General features: G+C 71.1%; 14 protein-coding genes. 8 read left to right on the forward strand and 6 right to left on the reverse strand.

The features are described 5' to 3' along the window. Positions 1 to 19 precede the first annotated feature (19 nt). The 4 genes from G3T37_RS00310 to G3T37_RS00325 all read left to right on the forward strand — a co-directional run bounded on the left by G3T37_RS00310 (position 20) and on the right by G3T37_RS00325 (position 3,339). Positions 20 to 511: a hypothetical protein gene (locus tag G3T37_RS00310; RefSeq protein WP_163471400.1), complete on the forward strand. Its 492-nt coding sequence runs from the start codon at positions 20 to 22 to the stop codon at positions 509 to 511. A gap of 111 nt (positions 512 to 622) precedes the next feature. Then, positions 623 to 1,258, forward strand: coding sequence for a TetR/AcrR family transcriptional regulator (locus G3T37_RS00315; RefSeq protein WP_163471401.1), 636 nt, complete (start codon positions 623 to 625; stop codon positions 1,256 to 1,258). A gap of 123 nt (positions 1,259 to 1,381) precedes the next feature. Continuing rightward, positions 1,382 to 2,413, forward strand: a complete 1,032-nt coding sequence (locus G3T37_RS00320) for an LLM class flavin-dependent oxidoreductase (RefSeq protein ID WP_163471403.1) — start codon at positions 1,382 to 1,384, stop codon at positions 2,411 to 2,413. Between the two features lie 125 nt (positions 2,414 to 2,538). Next, a complete protein-coding gene (locus G3T37_RS00325) occupies positions 2,539 to 3,339 on the forward strand; it encodes a phosphate ABC transporter ATP-binding protein (protein WP_422110961.1) in 801 nt (266 codons plus the stop codon). Between the two features lie 134 nt (positions 3,340 to 3,473). Here the strand turns inward: G3T37_RS00325 and G3T37_RS00330 are convergent, their stop codons facing one another. From G3T37_RS00330 to G3T37_RS00345, 4 genes are all read right to left on the reverse strand, one after another. Further along, entirely contained in the window at positions 3,474 to 3,677 is a 204-nt protein-coding gene (locus tag G3T37_RS00330) for a cold-shock protein (protein WP_163471407.1), read from the reverse strand. A 179-nt stretch (positions 3,678 to 3,856) separates the two neighbouring features. After that, positions 3,857 to 5,329 (reverse strand): SDR family NAD(P)-dependent oxidoreductase, encoded by a 1,473-nt coding sequence (locus tag G3T37_RS00335; protein ID WP_338401132.1) that lies wholly within the window; start codon positions 5,327 to 5,329, stop codon positions 3,857 to 3,859. 1 nt (position 5,330) lies between these two features. Further along, positions 5,331 to 5,897, reverse strand: a complete 567-nt coding sequence (locus G3T37_RS00340; RefSeq protein ID WP_163471409.1) for a WHG domain-containing protein — start codon at positions 5,895 to 5,897, stop codon at positions 5,331 to 5,333. Beyond that, positions 5,890 to 6,711 carry an alpha/beta fold hydrolase gene (locus tag G3T37_RS00345; protein ID WP_163471411.1) on the reverse strand — a complete coding sequence of 274 codons (822 nt, stop codon included), beginning with the start codon at positions 6,709 to 6,711 and terminating at the stop codon, positions 5,890 to 5,892. The genes G3T37_RS00340 and G3T37_RS00345 overlap by 8 nt, the downstream gene beginning before the upstream one ends. Positions 6,712 to 6,773: 62 nt before the next feature. Between G3T37_RS00345 and G3T37_RS00350 the strand changes: the two genes are divergently transcribed. Both G3T37_RS00350 and G3T37_RS00355 read left to right on the forward strand, forming a co-directional pair. Further along, a complete protein-coding gene (locus G3T37_RS00350; protein WP_163471413.1) occupies positions 6,774 to 7,709 on the forward strand; it encodes a nucleoside hydrolase in 936 nt (311 codons plus the stop codon). Continuing rightward, entirely contained in the window at positions 7,702 to 10,218 is a 2,517-nt protein-coding gene (locus G3T37_RS00355) for a DEAD/DEAH box helicase (protein ID WP_163471415.1), read from the forward strand. The genes G3T37_RS00350 and G3T37_RS00355 overlap by 8 nt, the downstream gene beginning before the upstream one ends. A gap of 18 nt (positions 10,219 to 10,236) precedes the next feature. On the opposite strand, the gene G3T37_RS00360 is transcribed toward G3T37_RS00355, so the two are convergent. Further along, complete coding sequence (locus tag G3T37_RS00360) at positions 10,237 to 11,490, reverse strand: FAD-binding protein (protein ID WP_163471417.1); 1,254 nt, start codon at positions 11,488 to 11,490, stop codon at positions 10,237 to 10,239. A 124-nt stretch (positions 11,491 to 11,614) separates the two neighbouring features. On the opposite strand from G3T37_RS00360, the gene G3T37_RS00365 reads away from it, so the two are divergent. Then, positions 11,615 to 12,313, forward strand: a complete 699-nt coding sequence (locus G3T37_RS00365) for an esterase/lipase family protein (protein WP_163471419.1) — start codon at positions 11,615 to 11,617, stop codon at positions 12,311 to 12,313. Continuing rightward, a complete protein-coding gene (locus G3T37_RS00370) occupies positions 12,288 to 13,670 on the forward strand; it encodes an MFS transporter (RefSeq protein ID WP_338401133.1) in 1,383 nt (460 codons plus the stop codon). The genes G3T37_RS00365 and G3T37_RS00370 overlap by 26 nt, the downstream gene beginning before the upstream one ends. A 16-nt stretch (positions 13,671 to 13,686) precedes the next feature. Here the strand turns inward: G3T37_RS00370 and G3T37_RS00375 are convergent, their stop codons facing one another. Continuing rightward, on the reverse strand, positions 13,687 to 14,853 hold the full coding sequence (locus G3T37_RS00375; protein ID WP_163471421.1) for an ROK family protein: 1,167 nt from the start codon (positions 14,851 to 14,853) through the stop codon (positions 13,687 to 13,689). Positions 14,854 to 14,887: the final 34 nt, after the last annotated feature.

Here is a 14,887-nt window from a genome sequence, read left to right on the forward strand (position 1 = left end):
TCTGAGGGCGAGGGTGTCGATGAACCTGCACGACCTTCGATCGGCGATCAGCGGCACGGTCGACGACGACTGGAACCTGATCGAGCTGGACGCCGTTCCCGGGGCGGATGCCCGCTCGGTGCCCGCGTCGTTCGAGATCGACACCTACCACCGCGCCGTGCTCACGAGCGACGTGAGCGCCGCCATCGAGTGGGGCAAGCCGGGGCAGCGCGTGAGCGACGACGACCTGACCCTCGACGACTACGGCTGGGCGGCGCGCGTGCCGTGGGCCGACCGTCGCGTCGCGGAGGAGCTCGTCGACGTCTACTTCGGGGCGAGCCTCGTCGACCGGGTCACGATCCTCGTCGTCGACGGCTATCGCGCCCACCTGCCGATCCCGCGGGTCGACGGCGACCACTGGGTGGTCGACTCCTGGCACGTCGCGATCGCGCGACTCGTCGACATCCTCTCGGGGCACACCTCCTTCGAGCGCTATCTCGGCGAGGCCGGGGTGCGCTTCGGTCGCCCCTGACGCGGCCGAGACCCGCGTTACGTCCCGTGAATGCGGGGGACAGACAGGTCTTTCCGGCCACGTAGGATGTGCACAGTGGTACCCGACATCGCCACCTGAGGAAGTGACGCCATGCCTGAAAGCCTCTCCGTCGCCGCGCGCATCATGGACGCGGCCGCCGACGTCATCGTGGGCGATGGCTTCGATGCGGTCTCCCTGGCCCGGGTCGCGCAGACCGCGGGCGTCTCGGAGTCGCAGATCCTCGCCGAATTCGGCAGCCTCGATGAAGCCCTCGTGCTCATGCTCAACCGCGAGTTCACGTCGATCTACGTCTCGATCGTCGACAACATCGAGCGCGATCCGCGCGGCGGGCTCCTGTCGCGCATCTACTACTACACCCTGACCTCCGTGTACGAGCGGCCGCTCGCCAAGGTGCTCTACACCGCCGACCGCGACGCGATGAACACGATCATGCGCAACGCGAACAGCTTCGGTTACGTGCCCGGGGTCGGGATCCGCAGCGACTTCGTCGAGGGCATGCAGCGCGCTGGCATGGTCCGCCGCGACATCGACGCCGAGACGGTCTCCCACCTCCTCACCATCTTCTCGGCCGGGCTCGCGCTCACCGCCCCGCACGCGGATCTCGATCAGATCGTGCGCGGCGTGACGGACGTGCTCGCCCGGGCCGTCGACACGGAGGCACGCGACACCACCGCGGGCAAGCGCGTGTTCTTCGACTGGGCGATGAAGCTGACGCAGTCGCGCTAGCGTGACGATGCCCGCGGCACGGTCATCCGACGGGAATACCCGGCCCGCCGCACCGGTTGACGCGTTCGATACGTTTGCATAGATGCCCGACCACCGGGCGGTGCAGGGAATGGACGGTGCGCGATGGCACAGGAACTCGAACTCGGACTCGACACCTTCGGCGATGTGACGCGCGCCGAGAACGGGGAGCCGACGCCCTACCCGCAGGTGATCCGCGACGTGATCGAGGAGGCCGTGCTCGCCGACCGCGTCGGTGTCGACTTCTTCGGCATCGGGGAGCACCACCGCAGCGACTTCGCCGTCTCCTCGCCCGAGATGGTGCTCGCCGCGATCGCGGGGCGCACGAGCCGCATCCGTCTGGGCTCGGCCGTCACCGTACTCAGCTCGGACGACCCCATCCGCGTCTTCCAGCGCTTCTCCACCCTCGACGCCGCCTCGAACGGGCGGGCCGAGATCATCCTCGGCCGCGGCTCCTTCACCGAGTCCTTCCCCCTCTTCGGCTTCGACCTCAGCCAGTACGAAGAGCTCTTCAGCGAGAAGCTCGACCTCTTCGCCGAGCTGCGCAAGGAGGAGCCGGTGACCTGGGCCGGCAGCACCCGCCCGCCGCTCGTCGCCCAGAGCGTGTACCCCACGACCGGGTCCGGCTCGCTGCCGGCCTGGATCGGGGTGGGCGGCAGCCCGGAATCGGTCGTGCGGGCCGCCCGCTACGGCATGCCCCTCCTGCTCGCGATCATCGGGGGAGCGCCCGAGCGGTTCGCGCCCTACGCCGACCTCTACCGCCGCGCGCTCACGCAGCTGGAGCAGCCCGAACTGCCCATCGGGGTGCACTCGCCGGGTCACATCGCCGACACCGACGAGGAGGCGCGCGAACAGCTCTGGCCCGACTACAAGATCATGCGCGACCGCATCGGCGCCGAGCGCGGCTGGGGCGCGATGGGTCGCGACGAGTTCGAACAGGAGGCCGATCACGGCTCGCTGTACGTGGGCTCGCCGGAGACCGTCGCGCGCAAGATCGCGACGACGGCGCGGGCACTCGGCCTCAGCCGATTCGATCTCAAGTACAGTGCGGGACCGCTCCCGCACGCGCTGCTCATGCACTCGATCGAGCTGTACGGCACGCGGGTCATCCCGCGGGTGCGCGAGCTGCTCGCCTGAGCGGGCGCCGATCATTCACCGGGCGTTCATCCGGCGCCACACTCCCGTTTGATCGGCCTCGGTAGCTTTCATCCGGCGGGTCGCCCCCGGGCCCACGACGGACCCACCGCCGTGTGAAGGAACCCGTGAGCCTCGTCGACGCCCGCCCCCGTCTCGCCTCGCTCGAAGCCCGCGCCGTCTCCGCCTGGTTCGGTGACCGCAAGGTGCTCGACCGGGTCTCGCTCCTCATGCCTGCCGGCAAGGTGACGGCCCTCATCGGCCCCTCCGGTTGCGGCAAGAGCACCTTCCTGCGCATCCTCAATCGCATGCACGAACTCGTCCCGTCCGCCTCGCTCGCCGGCGAGGTGCTCGTCGACGAGGTCGACATCTACGACGCTGGCCTGCGGATCACCGACGCGCGTCGGCAGATCGGGATGGTGTTCCAGAAGCCGAACCCGTTCCCCGCGATGAGCATTCAGGACAACGTCACGGCGGGCCTCGTGCTCACCGGCATCAAGGCGGGAAAGGCGGAGCGCGCGGACCTCGTCGAGGAGTGCCTCACCAAGGCGGGGCTGTGGAACGAGGTCAAGGATCGCCTGCGGCAGCCCGGCGGCGGCCTTTCCGGCGGCCAGCAGCAACGGCTCTGCATCGCCCGCTCGCTCGCGGTGCGGCCCCGTATCCTCCTGATGGACGAACCCTGCTCGGCCCTCGACCCCACCTCCACGCGGCGCATCGAGCAGACGATCCAGGAACTCGCCGCCGATGTCACGATCGTCATCGTGACGCACAACATGCAGCAGGCCGCGAGAGTCAGCGATCAGTGCGCGTTCTTCCTCGCCGAAGCGGGCACGCCGGGCGTGATCGTCGAGCACGGCCCGACCGACCTCATGTTCGAGGCACCGCAGGACCAGCGCACGATGGACTACGTGAACGGCGTCTTCGGCTGAGCGCCCCCGCAACGACAGAGCCCCCGCAACGACAGAGCCCCGACGACAGAGCCCCCGCAACGACAGAGCCCGGGCAACGACAGAGCCCCCGGTCCCTTCCGAGGAAGGAGCCGGGGGCTCTGTGCTAGCGAAGACTAGAGCGGGCGGATGTTCTCGGCCTGCGGACCCTTGGGGCCCTGCGCGACGTCGAATTCGACCTTCTGGTTCTCGTCGAGGCTCTTGTAGCCGCTCGTGGCGATCGCGGAATAGTGCGCGAACACGTCGGGGCTGCCATCCTCGGGGGAGATGAAACCAAATCCCTTTTCAGCGTTGAACCATTTAACAGTTCCAGTTGCCATGTTGTTGTGACTCCTTTTTCGTGCATTCGGTCGGTCCCGAACACCGGAGCCTCACGATCACCGCGCCAACTGAGCGCAGTAATGCACTTGTAACCCTAGTGCAGTGGCCCGCATCCGCAAGACCGGGGCGCGATCGCCGCGTAACAATCCGGTACGAGCGGCGCCGTGCGCGACCGCCGTCACCACCCGCTCGGCGCGTAGTCCTTCAGGAAGACCCCGTAGAGATCGACACCCGCCTCGCCCTGCACGATCGGGTCGTAGACGCGTGCGGCGCCGTCGACGAGGTCGAGCGGTGCGTGGAAGCCCTCCTCCGCCAGCCGCACCTTCGTGGGGTGCGGGCGCTCGTCGGTGATCCAGCCGGTGTCGACGCTCGTCATGAGGATGCCGTCGCTCTCGAACATCTCGCGGGCACTCGTGCGCGTGAGCATGTTGAGGGCCGCCTTCGCCATATTGGTGTGCGGGTGGCCCGGCCCCTTGTAGCGCCTCGAGAACACCCCCTCCATCGCCGAGACGTTCACCACGTAGCTGCGGTGGGCGCTCGTGGCCGCGAGGGCGGGGCGCAGCCGGGAGATGAGGATGAACGGCGCCGTCGTGTTCGCGAGCTGCACCTCGAGCATCTCGAGCGGATCGACCTCGTGCACGTGCTGCGTCCAGCTGTTGACGTGGTGCGTGTCGGGCACGAGTCCGCCGGCGTCGATGGCCGTGCCCGCGGCGAGACGGTCGAGCGAGGTGGACCCCGCGGCGAGCGCCTCCGCGGTCAGCTGCTCCGCCCGGGCGGCGGCCGCGGCGAGGATCGGGTGGCTGGCCACCGAGGCGGCGAGCGCCTGCGGGTGGGCGTCGTTGGTGTGGCCGAAGGTCAGCAGCTCGGGAAGGGGGCCGTCGGGCAGGGGCGCAAGCTCGGCCTCGGCGAGCGGGGCGTAGGCCCCGGGGGAGCGGCGGACCGTCTGCGCCGCGTTGTTGATGAGGATATCGAGCGGCCCCGCCTCGGCCACCGAGTCGGCGAGGGCGATCACCTGGGCCGGGTCGCGCAGGTCGATTCCGACGATGCGGAGGCGGTGCAGCCAGTCACCGGCATCGGGCAGGGAGGAGAAGCGGCGCACCGCGTCGCGCGGAAACCGCGTCGTGATCGTGGTGTGCGCGCCATCGCGCAGCAGTCGAAGTGCGATGTACATGCCGATCTTGGCCCGGCCCCCGGTGAGCAGGGCGCGCCTGCCGCTCAGGTCGGTGCGGGCGTCGCGCTTCGCGTGGCTGAGGGCGGCGCAGTCGGGGCACAGCTGGTGATAGAACGCGTCGACGAGCGTGTAGTGCTTCTTGCAGATATAGCAGGCGCGCGACTTCAGGAGGGTGCCCGCGACCGGCGCCTCGACGCGGGTCTGCAGCGGGATTCCGCGGGTCTCGTCGTCGATGCGGTCGGATGCGCCGGTCGCCGTGGCGGCGACGACGGCACGGTCGGCTTCCGCGATCTCCGCCCGCTTCTCGAGCCGGCGCGACTTCTTGACCGACTTGAACATGCGCGCGGTGGCCCGCCGCACCGCGATGAAGTCGGGGTGGTCCTCCTCCAGCCGATCCATGCCGGCGAGCACCTCGAGCGCGATCGCGAGCTTCGCGGGGTCGATCCCGGGCTCGGAGTCGGGCAGCTCGGTGGAGGTCACATCAGATTGTATCCGAGCCCCATGAGGCGATCATCCGCTCGAGCCCCGCGACCAGGCGGTCGAAACTGCGGTCGGTGCCGGGCAGTCCGAAGCCGCCCGAGGCCTCCAGGCTGGCGAAGCCGTGCAGGGTCGCCCGCAGCGCGCGGGTGGCGTCGATCGCGTCGTCGCCCGCCAGCCCGTAACCCGCCAGGATCGCCGTGATGACCTCGACCGCCCGGGCGGAGGCGGCGACCTCGGCCGCGTCATCCGGGTCGGGGGCGCGCAGCGTGGCCTGATAGCGCCCCGGATGATCGGCCGCCCACTCCCGGTACGCCCGGCACGCCGCGTCCACCGCCGCCGCGCGCGACCGCCCGACCGTCGCGGCAGCCAGCGCGTTCGCGAACTCGTCCTTCGCGCGCGTGGCGACGAGCGCCCGCAGTGCGTCCAGGCCGCCGACGTGCTTGTAGAGACTGGGCACCTGGACCCCGAGTCGCTGGGCGAGCTGGGCGAGGGTGACCGGCAGTCCCTCGTCGGAGAGGCGCTCGGCTTCGAGCACGACCCGCTCGGTGCTGAGCCCCGCCCTAGGCACCGGCGGTCACCCGCTCGGCGAAGGCCACGATCGCGGGGGCGACGAGGTCGGCCCGCTGCGAGTGCGGGTAGTGGCCCGCCTGCGGCACCATGAGCACCTCGGCGTGCAGTCGATCGCCGATCCAGGCGGCCTCGGCGGCGGGGTCGCGGAAGTCGGGGTCGCGGTCGCCCATCACGACGAGCGCGGGCGACTCGACGTCATCGAGCGCCGCCTCGGCGGGGGCGTGCGAGGTGCGGGTGGTGGCGGAGAAGGCGCGGGCATGGCCCGGTCGCCGCATCGCGGCCGCCACGCTCGCGCGGTAGTCGTCGAAGTCGGCCGGCTTCGTTCCGGCGTAGAGCGAGGGCAGGTAGGCCGCCCAGACCCACCGGCACCAGGCCGGGGCCATCAGCACCCGGAGCAGCAGCGCGCTCGCCCGGTTCACCGGGGGGTTGCGCACGAAGGGCCCGACGAGCACGAGTCCCGTCACGAGCTCGGGCCGGTGCGCGGCGGCGATGACCGCGGCTCCCGCCCCCATCGAGTTGCCGACGAGGAGGGCGGGCTCGCCCAGCTGCTCGGCGAGGGCGATCGCGTCGTCCGCCGCCGCCTCGTCGTCGTATCGGGTGAAGGTGGCGTCGCTGTCGCCGTGCCCGCGCAGGTCGAGGGTCGCGACGCGGAACCCGGCCGCGGTGAGCGCCGGCACGAGGTGGCGGTAGCTCGCGCGCAGATCGCCCATGCCGGGGATGGCGATGACGAGCGGGCCCCGGCCGGTGACGGTGTAGGCGATGCGGCCGCCATCGCGGTCGAGGTGGGTGACGAGAGGCTGGCTAATTGACATAGCTAAAAAGCTAATAAAGTTAGCTGGCGTTGTCAAGACGCGCGATATGGCACGGTTGAGGCATGACCCACAGGATCCTCCTCGACTGCGACCCGGGACTCGACGACGCGCTGGCCATCCTCCTCGCCGTGGGCGACCCGGCCCTCGAACTCGTCGGCATCACGACGGTCGGCGGCAACGTGTCGCTCGCGAACACGACGCGCAACGCCCTGCAGTTGCGGGAGTACCTGGGCATCGACGAGGTTCCCGTCGCCGCGGGGGCCGCCGAGCCGCTCGTGCGCGCGCCCGAGACCGCCGCGCACGTGCACGGGGCCGAGGGTCTCGGCGACCTGGTGCTGCCGGCGGCCCGGCTCGCCGCATCCGAGGCCCACGCCGTCGAGGTCATCATCGAGACCCTGCGCGCCGAGCCGGGAGCGATCCACCTGGTCGCCACCGGCCCGCTCACCACGATCGCGCTCGCGCTGCGCAAGGAACCGCGCATCGCCGAGTGGGCCGCGTCGTTCACGATCATGGGCGGCTCCTTCACCCGCGGCAACGCGAGTCCCGCGGCCGAGTTCAACATCTACGTCGACCCGGAGGCGGCCGCCGAGGTCTTCGCCGCGGGCTGGACGGTCACCATGGTCGGCCTCGATCTCACCCTCCAGGCGCTCGTCACCCCCGAGGTCGAGGCGCGCATGCTCACGCTCGGCCCCATCGGCGGCGAGCTCGTCGTGCCGCTCGCTACCTACTACCGCAACCGGAGCGGCGACGCGTTCCAGGGGCAGGCGGTGCACGACGTCTGCGCGGTCGCCTACCTCGCCCGGCCGGAGCTCTTCGTCTCGCGCCCCGCGCGCGTGGAGGTCGAGACGCGCGGCGAGTTCACCTCGGGGATGACCGTCGTCGACTTCTCCTCCGACCGCCCCAACGCGATCGTGCCGGTCGAACTCGACGTCGAGGGATTCTGGGACTACGCGCACGAGGCGTGGGGTCGCGTCGCGCCGACGCGCCGGCATGGCTGACGACCTCCTCGGCAGCGCGCCCCGCCCCTGGGATCCGGACGCGGCCTACCTCGCCTTCGAGGTGTGGGCCGAGTCGCGCGGACTCTACCTCTACCCGGCCCAGGCCGAGGCGCTCATCGAGATCGTGTCGGGCAACAACCTGATCCTGAGCACCCCCACCGGCACCGGAAAGTCGCTCGTCGCCGTCGGGGCCCACTTCGCCGCGCTCGCCCAGGGCTGGCGCAGCTACTACACCGCTCCCATCAAGGCGCTCGTCTCCGAGAAGTTCTTCGCGCTCGTCGACATCTTCGGCGCCGAGAACGTCGGCATGGTGACGGGCGACTCCTCGGTCAACGCCGACGCCCCGATCATCTGCTGCACGGCCGAGATCCTCGCCAACCTCGCCCTGCGGCACGGAGCCGACACTCCTGTGCAGCAGGTGGTGATGGACGAGTTCCACTTCTACTCCGACCCGGAGCGCGGCTGGGCGTGGCAGGTGCCGCTCATCGAGCTTCCCGGCGCGCAGTTCATCCTCATGTCGGCCACCCTCGGCGAAGTGGGCTGGCTCGCGGATGACCTCACCCGCCGCACCGCGCGCGAGACCGCCCTCGTCACCGGCGTCGAGCGCCCCGTGCCGCTGCACTATTACTACGAGACGACCCCGATCCACGAGACGGTCGAGGAGCTGCTGCAGACCGGGCAGGCGCCGGTGTACATCGTGCACTTCTCGCAGGCGGCCGCGCTCGAGCGCGCCCAGGCACTCACGAGCGCGAAGGTCGCCACGCGCGAGCAGCGCGACGCGATCGCCGACCTCATCGGCGGCTTCCGCTTCTCGACGAGCTTCGGCACGACGCTGTCGCGGCTGCTGCGCGTGGGGGTGGGGGTGCACCACGCGGGCATGCTGCCCAAGTACCGCCGGCTCGTTGAGCAGCTCGCCCAGTCGGGCCTGCTGCGCGTGATCTGCGGCACCGACACGCTCGGCGTGGGCATCAACGTGCCGATTCGCACGGTGCTGCTCACCGCCCTCACCAAGTTCGACGGCACGCGCATGCGGCAGCTGAGCGCGCGGGAGTTCCACCAGATCGCGGGCCGCGCGGGCCGCGCGGGCTTCGACACCGCAGGAACCGTCGTGGTGCAGGCGCCCGAGCACGAGACAGAGAACGCGCGCCTCGTCGCGCGCGCGGGCGACGACCCGAAGAAGCTCAAGCGCGTGGTGCGCAAGAAAGCGCCCGAGGGCTTCGTCTCCTGGGGCAAGGCGAGCTTCGAGCGGCTCGTCGAGGCGGAGCCGGAGACCCTCGTCTCGAGCATGACGATGACCTCGGCGATGCTCATCAACGTGATCGGGCGGGGCGGCGACGTCTTCGCGAACGTGCACCACCTGGTCTTCGCGAACCACGAGCCGTGGAAGCGGCAGCTGGCGCTCGCGCGGCGCGCCCTCGCGATCTACCGCACCCTACGCACCGCCGAGGTCGTGACGCAGGAGGCCGACGGCACCATCCGGCTCACGCTCGAGCTGCAGCCCAACTTCGCCCTCAATCAGCCCCTCTCGCCGTTCGCGCTCGCCGTGTTCGACCTCCTCGACCCCGATCCCGCCCGCTCGGCCGGCACGGGCCACTACGCGCTCGACATGATCTCGGTCATCGAGGCGACCCTGGACGACCCGCGCCCCGTCACCTCGCAGCAGCAGTTCCTCGCCCGCGGCGAGGCCGTCGCGGCGATGAAGGCGGAGGGCATCGAGTACGAACAGCGCATGGAGCTGCTCGAGGAGATCACGCACCCCCAGCCGCTCCGCGACATGCTCGATGCGGCCTTCTCCACCTACAGCGCCTCGCAGGCCTGGATCGCCGACTTCGAGCTGCACCCCAAGTCGGTCGTGCGCGACATGTACGAGCGCGCGATGACCTTCGGCGACTACATCCGCTACTACAAGCTGGCCCGCAGTGAGGGACTCGTGCTGCGCTACCTCTCCGACGCCTTCCGCGCCGCCCGGCAGACGATCCCCGACGAGGCGAAGACGGATGACCTGCTCGACCTCATCGAGTGGCTCGGCGAGCTCGTGCGCCAGGTCGACTCCAGCCTGCTCGATGAGTGGGACGAGCTCGTGAACCCGAGCGCCCGCGACGACGATGGGGCGCCGATCCTGCCCCCCGCACCCCCGGGCGTGACGGGCAACGCTCGCGCCTTCCGGGTGCTCGTGCGCAACGAGCTGTTCCGTCGGGTGCAGTTGGCCGCCCTGGAGAAGTGGGACGAGCTCGGCGAGCTCGACGCCGCCGCGGGCTTCGACGCCGACGGCTGGGCCGACGCGCTCGACCCGTACTACGACGAGTACGACCGGATCGGCACCGACGCCGACGCGCGCAGCTCGCGGATGCTCATCCTGGAGGAGGGGGCGACCCAGTGGACCGCCCGCCAGATCCTCGCCGACCCGGCCGGCGACCACGACTGGGGGATCAGCGCCGTGATCGATCTCGCCGAGTCGGACGAACAGGGTGTCGCCGTGGTGCGCATCGTCGGGGTCGGTCCCGCCTAGAAACCGACCCCGATCGCCTCAGATTCCGAGGGTGCGCGTGAGGAACGCGTTGTGGAACAGCCCCTGCGGGTCGTGGCGGGCGACGAGCGCGGCGAAGTCGCGCAGCCGCGGGTAGAGCGGTGCGACCCGGTCGGCGCCCGCGGTGAACACCTTGCCCCAGTGCGGGCGCGCGCCGAGCGGCAGCAGTCGTGCCTCGATCTCGGGCAGCAGCGCGGTCACCTCGGCGGGCAGCTTCTTCCAGGTGAAGTGGATGCCCAGCGCATCCGTTCCGTACGCCCCGCTCAGCCACAGCTGATCGGCCGCCATCGTGCGCAGCTCGGTGACGAGCAGGAGCGGCTCGATGCGGTCGGCGATCTCGCGCAGGCTGCGGAGCGCCTCCACGGCCCGGGCCCGTGGCACCAGGAACTCGCTCTGGATCTCGGTGCCGTTGCTCGGCGTGAAGCCCATCTTGAAGTGCGGCAGTCGATCGTTCCACGCTCCGGGCACGCCGCCCTGGGTGGTGGTGTTGAGCGGCTCCTGCTCGGGCACCATGTGCTCCTCACGCGCGGCCGGACGGGCGCCGAACAGCTCGGTCGGCGGCACCGGCTGGTCCATGCGCGACTTGAGCCAGACCTGACCGATCGTCTCGCCCACCCACCGGGTGAACATGCTCACGCTGTAGGCGCTCGAGGTGATGCGATCGAGGTGCTCGAGGGCCGCATCCCAGGGCAGCTCGTCGTAGAGATCCTGTCGCACCTGGAAGCTCGGCTCGATGTCGAGGGTGATGCGGGTGACCAGGCCGATCGCGCCAAGCGACACGATCGCGCCCGAGAAGTCGGCGTCGGAGCGGCTGAGCCGCACGAGCCGGCCCGCGCCGTTCACGAACTCGAGGCCCGCGACCGCCGTGGCGAGGTTGCCGTTGCGGTCGCCCGAGCCGTGCGTCGCGGTCGCGACCGCTCCCGCCACCGAGATGTGCGGGAGCGACGCCATGTTGTGGATCGCCCAGCCCCGGCCCTCCAACAGGGCGGCGAGCTCGCCGTAGCGCACGCCCGCCCCGAAGCTCGCGGTGCGCGCCTCCTCGTCGATCACGAGGTCGACGGGGAGACCCGCGAGGTCGACGAGCGCGCCCGTCGTGTCGGCCAGGTCGTTGAAGGAGTGCCGCGAGCCGAGGGCGCGCAGCGGTGTTCCGCGTTCCACGAGTCGGATGACCTCGTCGACGCTCGTCGGGCGCTCGAGCGCCGCGGCCCGGTAGTCGTAGACCTCGGCCCAGTTGGAGCCCGCGGGGCCGGTCATCGGATTCCGTCGCGGTGGGCTGGCTCGCGCGCCGCAGCGTCGCGGTAAACGTTGTAGATCATGTGCTCATTCTGGCGCATTCCGCACCGCCCGGGGCCCCGATCCGCCTGCTTAGACTGAACAAATGGTCGCCGCCCGCCTCGCCGAGGGAATCGCCGATTGGCCGTACAGCTGGTTCTGGAAGCTGCGCGGTCTGCTCGGCGACGAACCCGCCGAGTCCTTTCGCAGCGGGCCGGGCTCTCCCGTGCTCCTGCTTCCCGGCGTCTACGAGACCTGGCACTTCCTGCGGCCGGCCGCGCGCCGCCTGCACCGACTCGGCCACCCCATCCACGTCGTGCCCGGCTTCCGTCGCAACACCGGCAGCATCCCCGAGATGGCCGCTCTCGCCGAGCGCTACCTCGAGCAGCACGATCTCCGCGACGTCCTCCTCGTCGCCCACAGCAAGGGCGGCCTCATCGGCAAGCACCTGATGGTGGTGGATGACCGGGCCGGCCGCATCCGCGGAATGATCACGATCAACACCCCCTTCGCCGGCTCCGTCTACTCGCGCTACGCCCCCAGCGCGGCTCTGCGGGCATTCATTCCCACCGCACCCACCCTGGCGATGCTCCAGGCGAGCGTCGACGCGAACGCCCGGATCGTGTCGCTGTCGGCCCAGTGGGACCCGCTCATTCCCGGCGGCGGCCAGCTTCCCGGGGCCACGAACGTGCGCCTGCCGATGGCCGGACACTTCCTGCCGCTCGTCGACAGCCGGGTGCTCGCCTGCATCGAGCGCGTCGCGGGTGTTGACTGGGGGAGTGACCACCGCCGCCCTCAGCCGTGACCAGCGGCTCGTTCTCGGGACGGCCATCCTCGCGTCCTTCGTCGCCTTCCTCGATGGCAGCGTCATCAACGTCGCGCTGCCCGCGATCTCGCGCGAGCTCGGGGGCGGCATCGTCACCCAGCAGTGGGTGGTCGACGCCTACCTGATCACGCTCGGGTCGCTCATCCTGCTCGCCGGGTCGCTCTCCGACGTGCTCGGGCGCATCGTGATCCTGCGGGTCGGCATCATCGGCTTCGGTGTCACCTCGCTGCTGTGCGCCGTGGCCCCGGGCCCCGAGTTCCTCATCGTCATGCGCGGGGTGCAGGGCATCGCGGGCGCGCTGCTCGTGCCGAGCTCGCTCGCCCTCATCACCTCCACCTTCGAGGGACCGGCGCGCTCCCGGGCGATCGGGCAGTGGACCGCCGGCACGACGGTGGCCTTCCTCACCGGCCCGCTGCTGGGCGGCGCGCTCGTCGACAGCGTCGGATGGCGCTGGGTGTTCGCAATTAACGTGCTCCCGATCGCCGTGACCCTCGTGCTGCTCGCCCTCCTGCACCACCGCGACGCGCGCGAGCCGGGCGTGCGGATCGATCTGTTGGGCGCCGCGCTGTGCGTGGTCGGGCTCGGCGGACCGGTGTACGCGCTGATCGAGCAGGGGCGGCTGGGGTGGGGGACGCCGGTCATCCTCGTGCCGCTCGTCGTCGGGCTCCTCGCCTTCGCCGCCTTCCTCTGGCGCCAGCGGGTCGCGCGCCAACCGCTCATGCCGCTCGGGCTCTTCGCGGTGCGCAACTTCGGCATCGGCAACATCTCGACCGCGCTCATCTACGCCGCCCTCTCGATCGGCGGTTTCATCATCGTGGTGTTCCTGCAGCAGGTCGCCGGGTTCCCGGCGACGCTCGCCGCGCTCTCCCTGCTCCCTCTGGGCATCCTCAACATCACGCTGTCGACGTGGTTCGGCTCGCTCGCCGGTCGCTACGGCCCGCGCTGGTTCATGGCGATCGGCCCGATCGTCGCGGGGATCGGCTACCTGCTCATGATCGGCGCGGGTGACCGGGTCGACTACCTGACGCAGATCCTGCCCGGGGTGCTGCTGTTCGGGCTGGGGCTGGCGGCGACGGTCGCCCCGCTCACGGCCGCGATCCTCGGCTCGATCTCCGAGGCCCAGTCGGGCATCGGTTCGGCGATCAACAACGCCGTCAGCCGGGTCGCCGGGCTCATCGCGATCGCGTTCATCGGTGTGATCCTGGGCGGCCAGGTGACCGCGGCCGGCTTCCACCGGGTGCTCATCGTCGCGGCGGCGCTGCTCATCGCCGGGGGAGTGGTGGCGGCGCTGGGCATCCGCACCCCGGGCGGGAAGGCTCCGAGCAGCGCGGGCTGAGCACCGCGGCCGTCGCTCAGCCGGGCAGCCCCGTCACCGCGCTGTCGAGCCGCCGGTGCAGTTCGGCGACCAGCAGCTCGCGCGCACCGGTGAGCACGGGCGCCGGACCCGCGGCCGTGGCGACCACGGGCGTGCGCCAGCGCGAGAGGCGCGCCACCTGCGCCGCCACCCGCTCGGCGAGCGCGGCGCCGCCGGCGAGCCCGGTCGGTCCCCCGAGCACCACGAGCTGCGGATCGAGGATCGCCACGAGCGGGATCACGCTCAGCGCGATCCGCGGTGCCAGTTCGTCGAGGGCGCCCGCGTCGTCGGGCAGCCGGGCGAGCAGTTCCGAGAGGCGCTTGCCGCGCGCACCGTGCCGCCGCAGGATCCGCGTGACCGCCGGTCCGCCGATCAGCTCGGTGAGGTCCCGCGCATCCGGGGCGAGGTCGATCGCCGCGCGCGGCACCGAGAGGGAGCCGATCTCCCCGGCGCTGCCGGTCGCGCCGCGGTGCAGCCGGCCGTCGAGATCGAGCGCGACGCCCAGGCCGCTCCCCATCCAGAGCAGGGCGACGCTCTCGCTTCCCGCCGCGGCTCCCACCGCCCGCTCGGCCACGGCCGCGAGGTTCACGTCGTTGTCGATCGTCACGTCCAGCTCGAGGGCCGCCTCGATCGCGCGTCGCGCGCCGTGCTCCGGCCAGCCGGGCAGGGTCTCCGAGAAGGCGAGCGTGTCGCCCGAGTCGCTGACCGCGGCCTGCACGCCGATCGCCACGAGCTGCACGCTCCCGCGCTCCACTCCGGCGGCGGTGACGGCGGTGTCGATCGCCTGGCGCACATCGCCCTCCGGCGTGCGCGAGTGCGGCAGCACGGGGATCTCCACGATCGGGTGCTCCGTGCGGGTGGCGTCGACGACGGTCGCCGACATGACGGTCTCCCGGATATCGATCGCGACGGCGCGGAGCCGATCGTTCCGCACGGCGTAGACGGCGGCGTTGGGCCCGCGCCCGCCGGACGCCTCGCCGACCACGTGGATGAGCCCCGCCTCCTCGAGCCGGGAGACCATGAGAGCGGCGGTCGGCTTGGAGAGGCCCGAGAGCTCGCCCAGCCGATTGCGGGTGAGCGGTCCGTGCTCGAGCAGGAGGGCGAGCGCGAGGCGGTCGTTGCGCGTTCTGAGCCAGCCGGGCGTGCCGGGTTGGGTCGTTGTCACTCGCGTCTCCTCCGCGAGGAATCTATCAGTAAAG

The organism is Galbitalea soli (genome assembly GCF_010686725.1).
GTDB classification, from domain to species: domain Bacteria; phylum Actinomycetota; class Actinomycetes; order Actinomycetales; family Microbacteriaceae; genus Galbitalea; species Galbitalea soli.

What these genes read in the sequence shown, in the direction of transcription:
- G3T37_RS00310 (WP_163471400.1), top strand. Translation starts at nt 20, where the DNA reads ATGAACCTGCACGACCTTCGATCGGCGATCAGCGGCACGGTCGACGAC.
- G3T37_RS00320 (WP_163471403.1), top strand. Translation starts at nt 1,382, where the DNA reads ATGGCACAGGAACTCGAACTCGGACTCGACACCTTCGGCGATGTGACG.
- G3T37_RS00350 (WP_163471413.1), top strand. Translation starts at nt 6,774, where the DNA reads ATGACCCACAGGATCCTCCTCGACTGCGACCCGGGACTCGACGACGCG.
- G3T37_RS00355 (WP_163471415.1), top strand. Translation starts at nt 7,702, where the DNA reads ATGGCTGACGACCTCCTCGGCAGCGCGCCCCGCCCCTGGGATCCGGAC.
- G3T37_RS00345 (WP_163471411.1), bottom strand. Translation starts at nt 6,711, where the DNA reads ATGTCAATTAGCCAGCCTCTCGTCACCCACCTCGACCGCGATGGCGGC.
- G3T37_RS00315 (WP_163471401.1), top strand. Translation starts at nt 623, where the DNA reads ATGCCTGAAAGCCTCTCCGTCGCCGCGCGCATCATGGACGCGGCCGCC.
- G3T37_RS00365 (WP_163471419.1), top strand. Translation starts at nt 11,615, where the DNA reads ATGGTCGCCGCCCGCCTCGCCGAGGGAATCGCCGATTGGCCGTACAGC.
- G3T37_RS00330 (WP_163471407.1), bottom strand. Translation starts at nt 3,677, where the DNA reads ATGGCAACTGGAACTGTTAAATGGTTCAACGCTGAAAAGGGATTTGGT.
- G3T37_RS00360 (WP_163471417.1), bottom strand. Translation starts at nt 11,490, where the DNA reads ATGACCGGCCCCGCGGGCTCCAACTGGGCCGAGGTCTACGACTACCGG.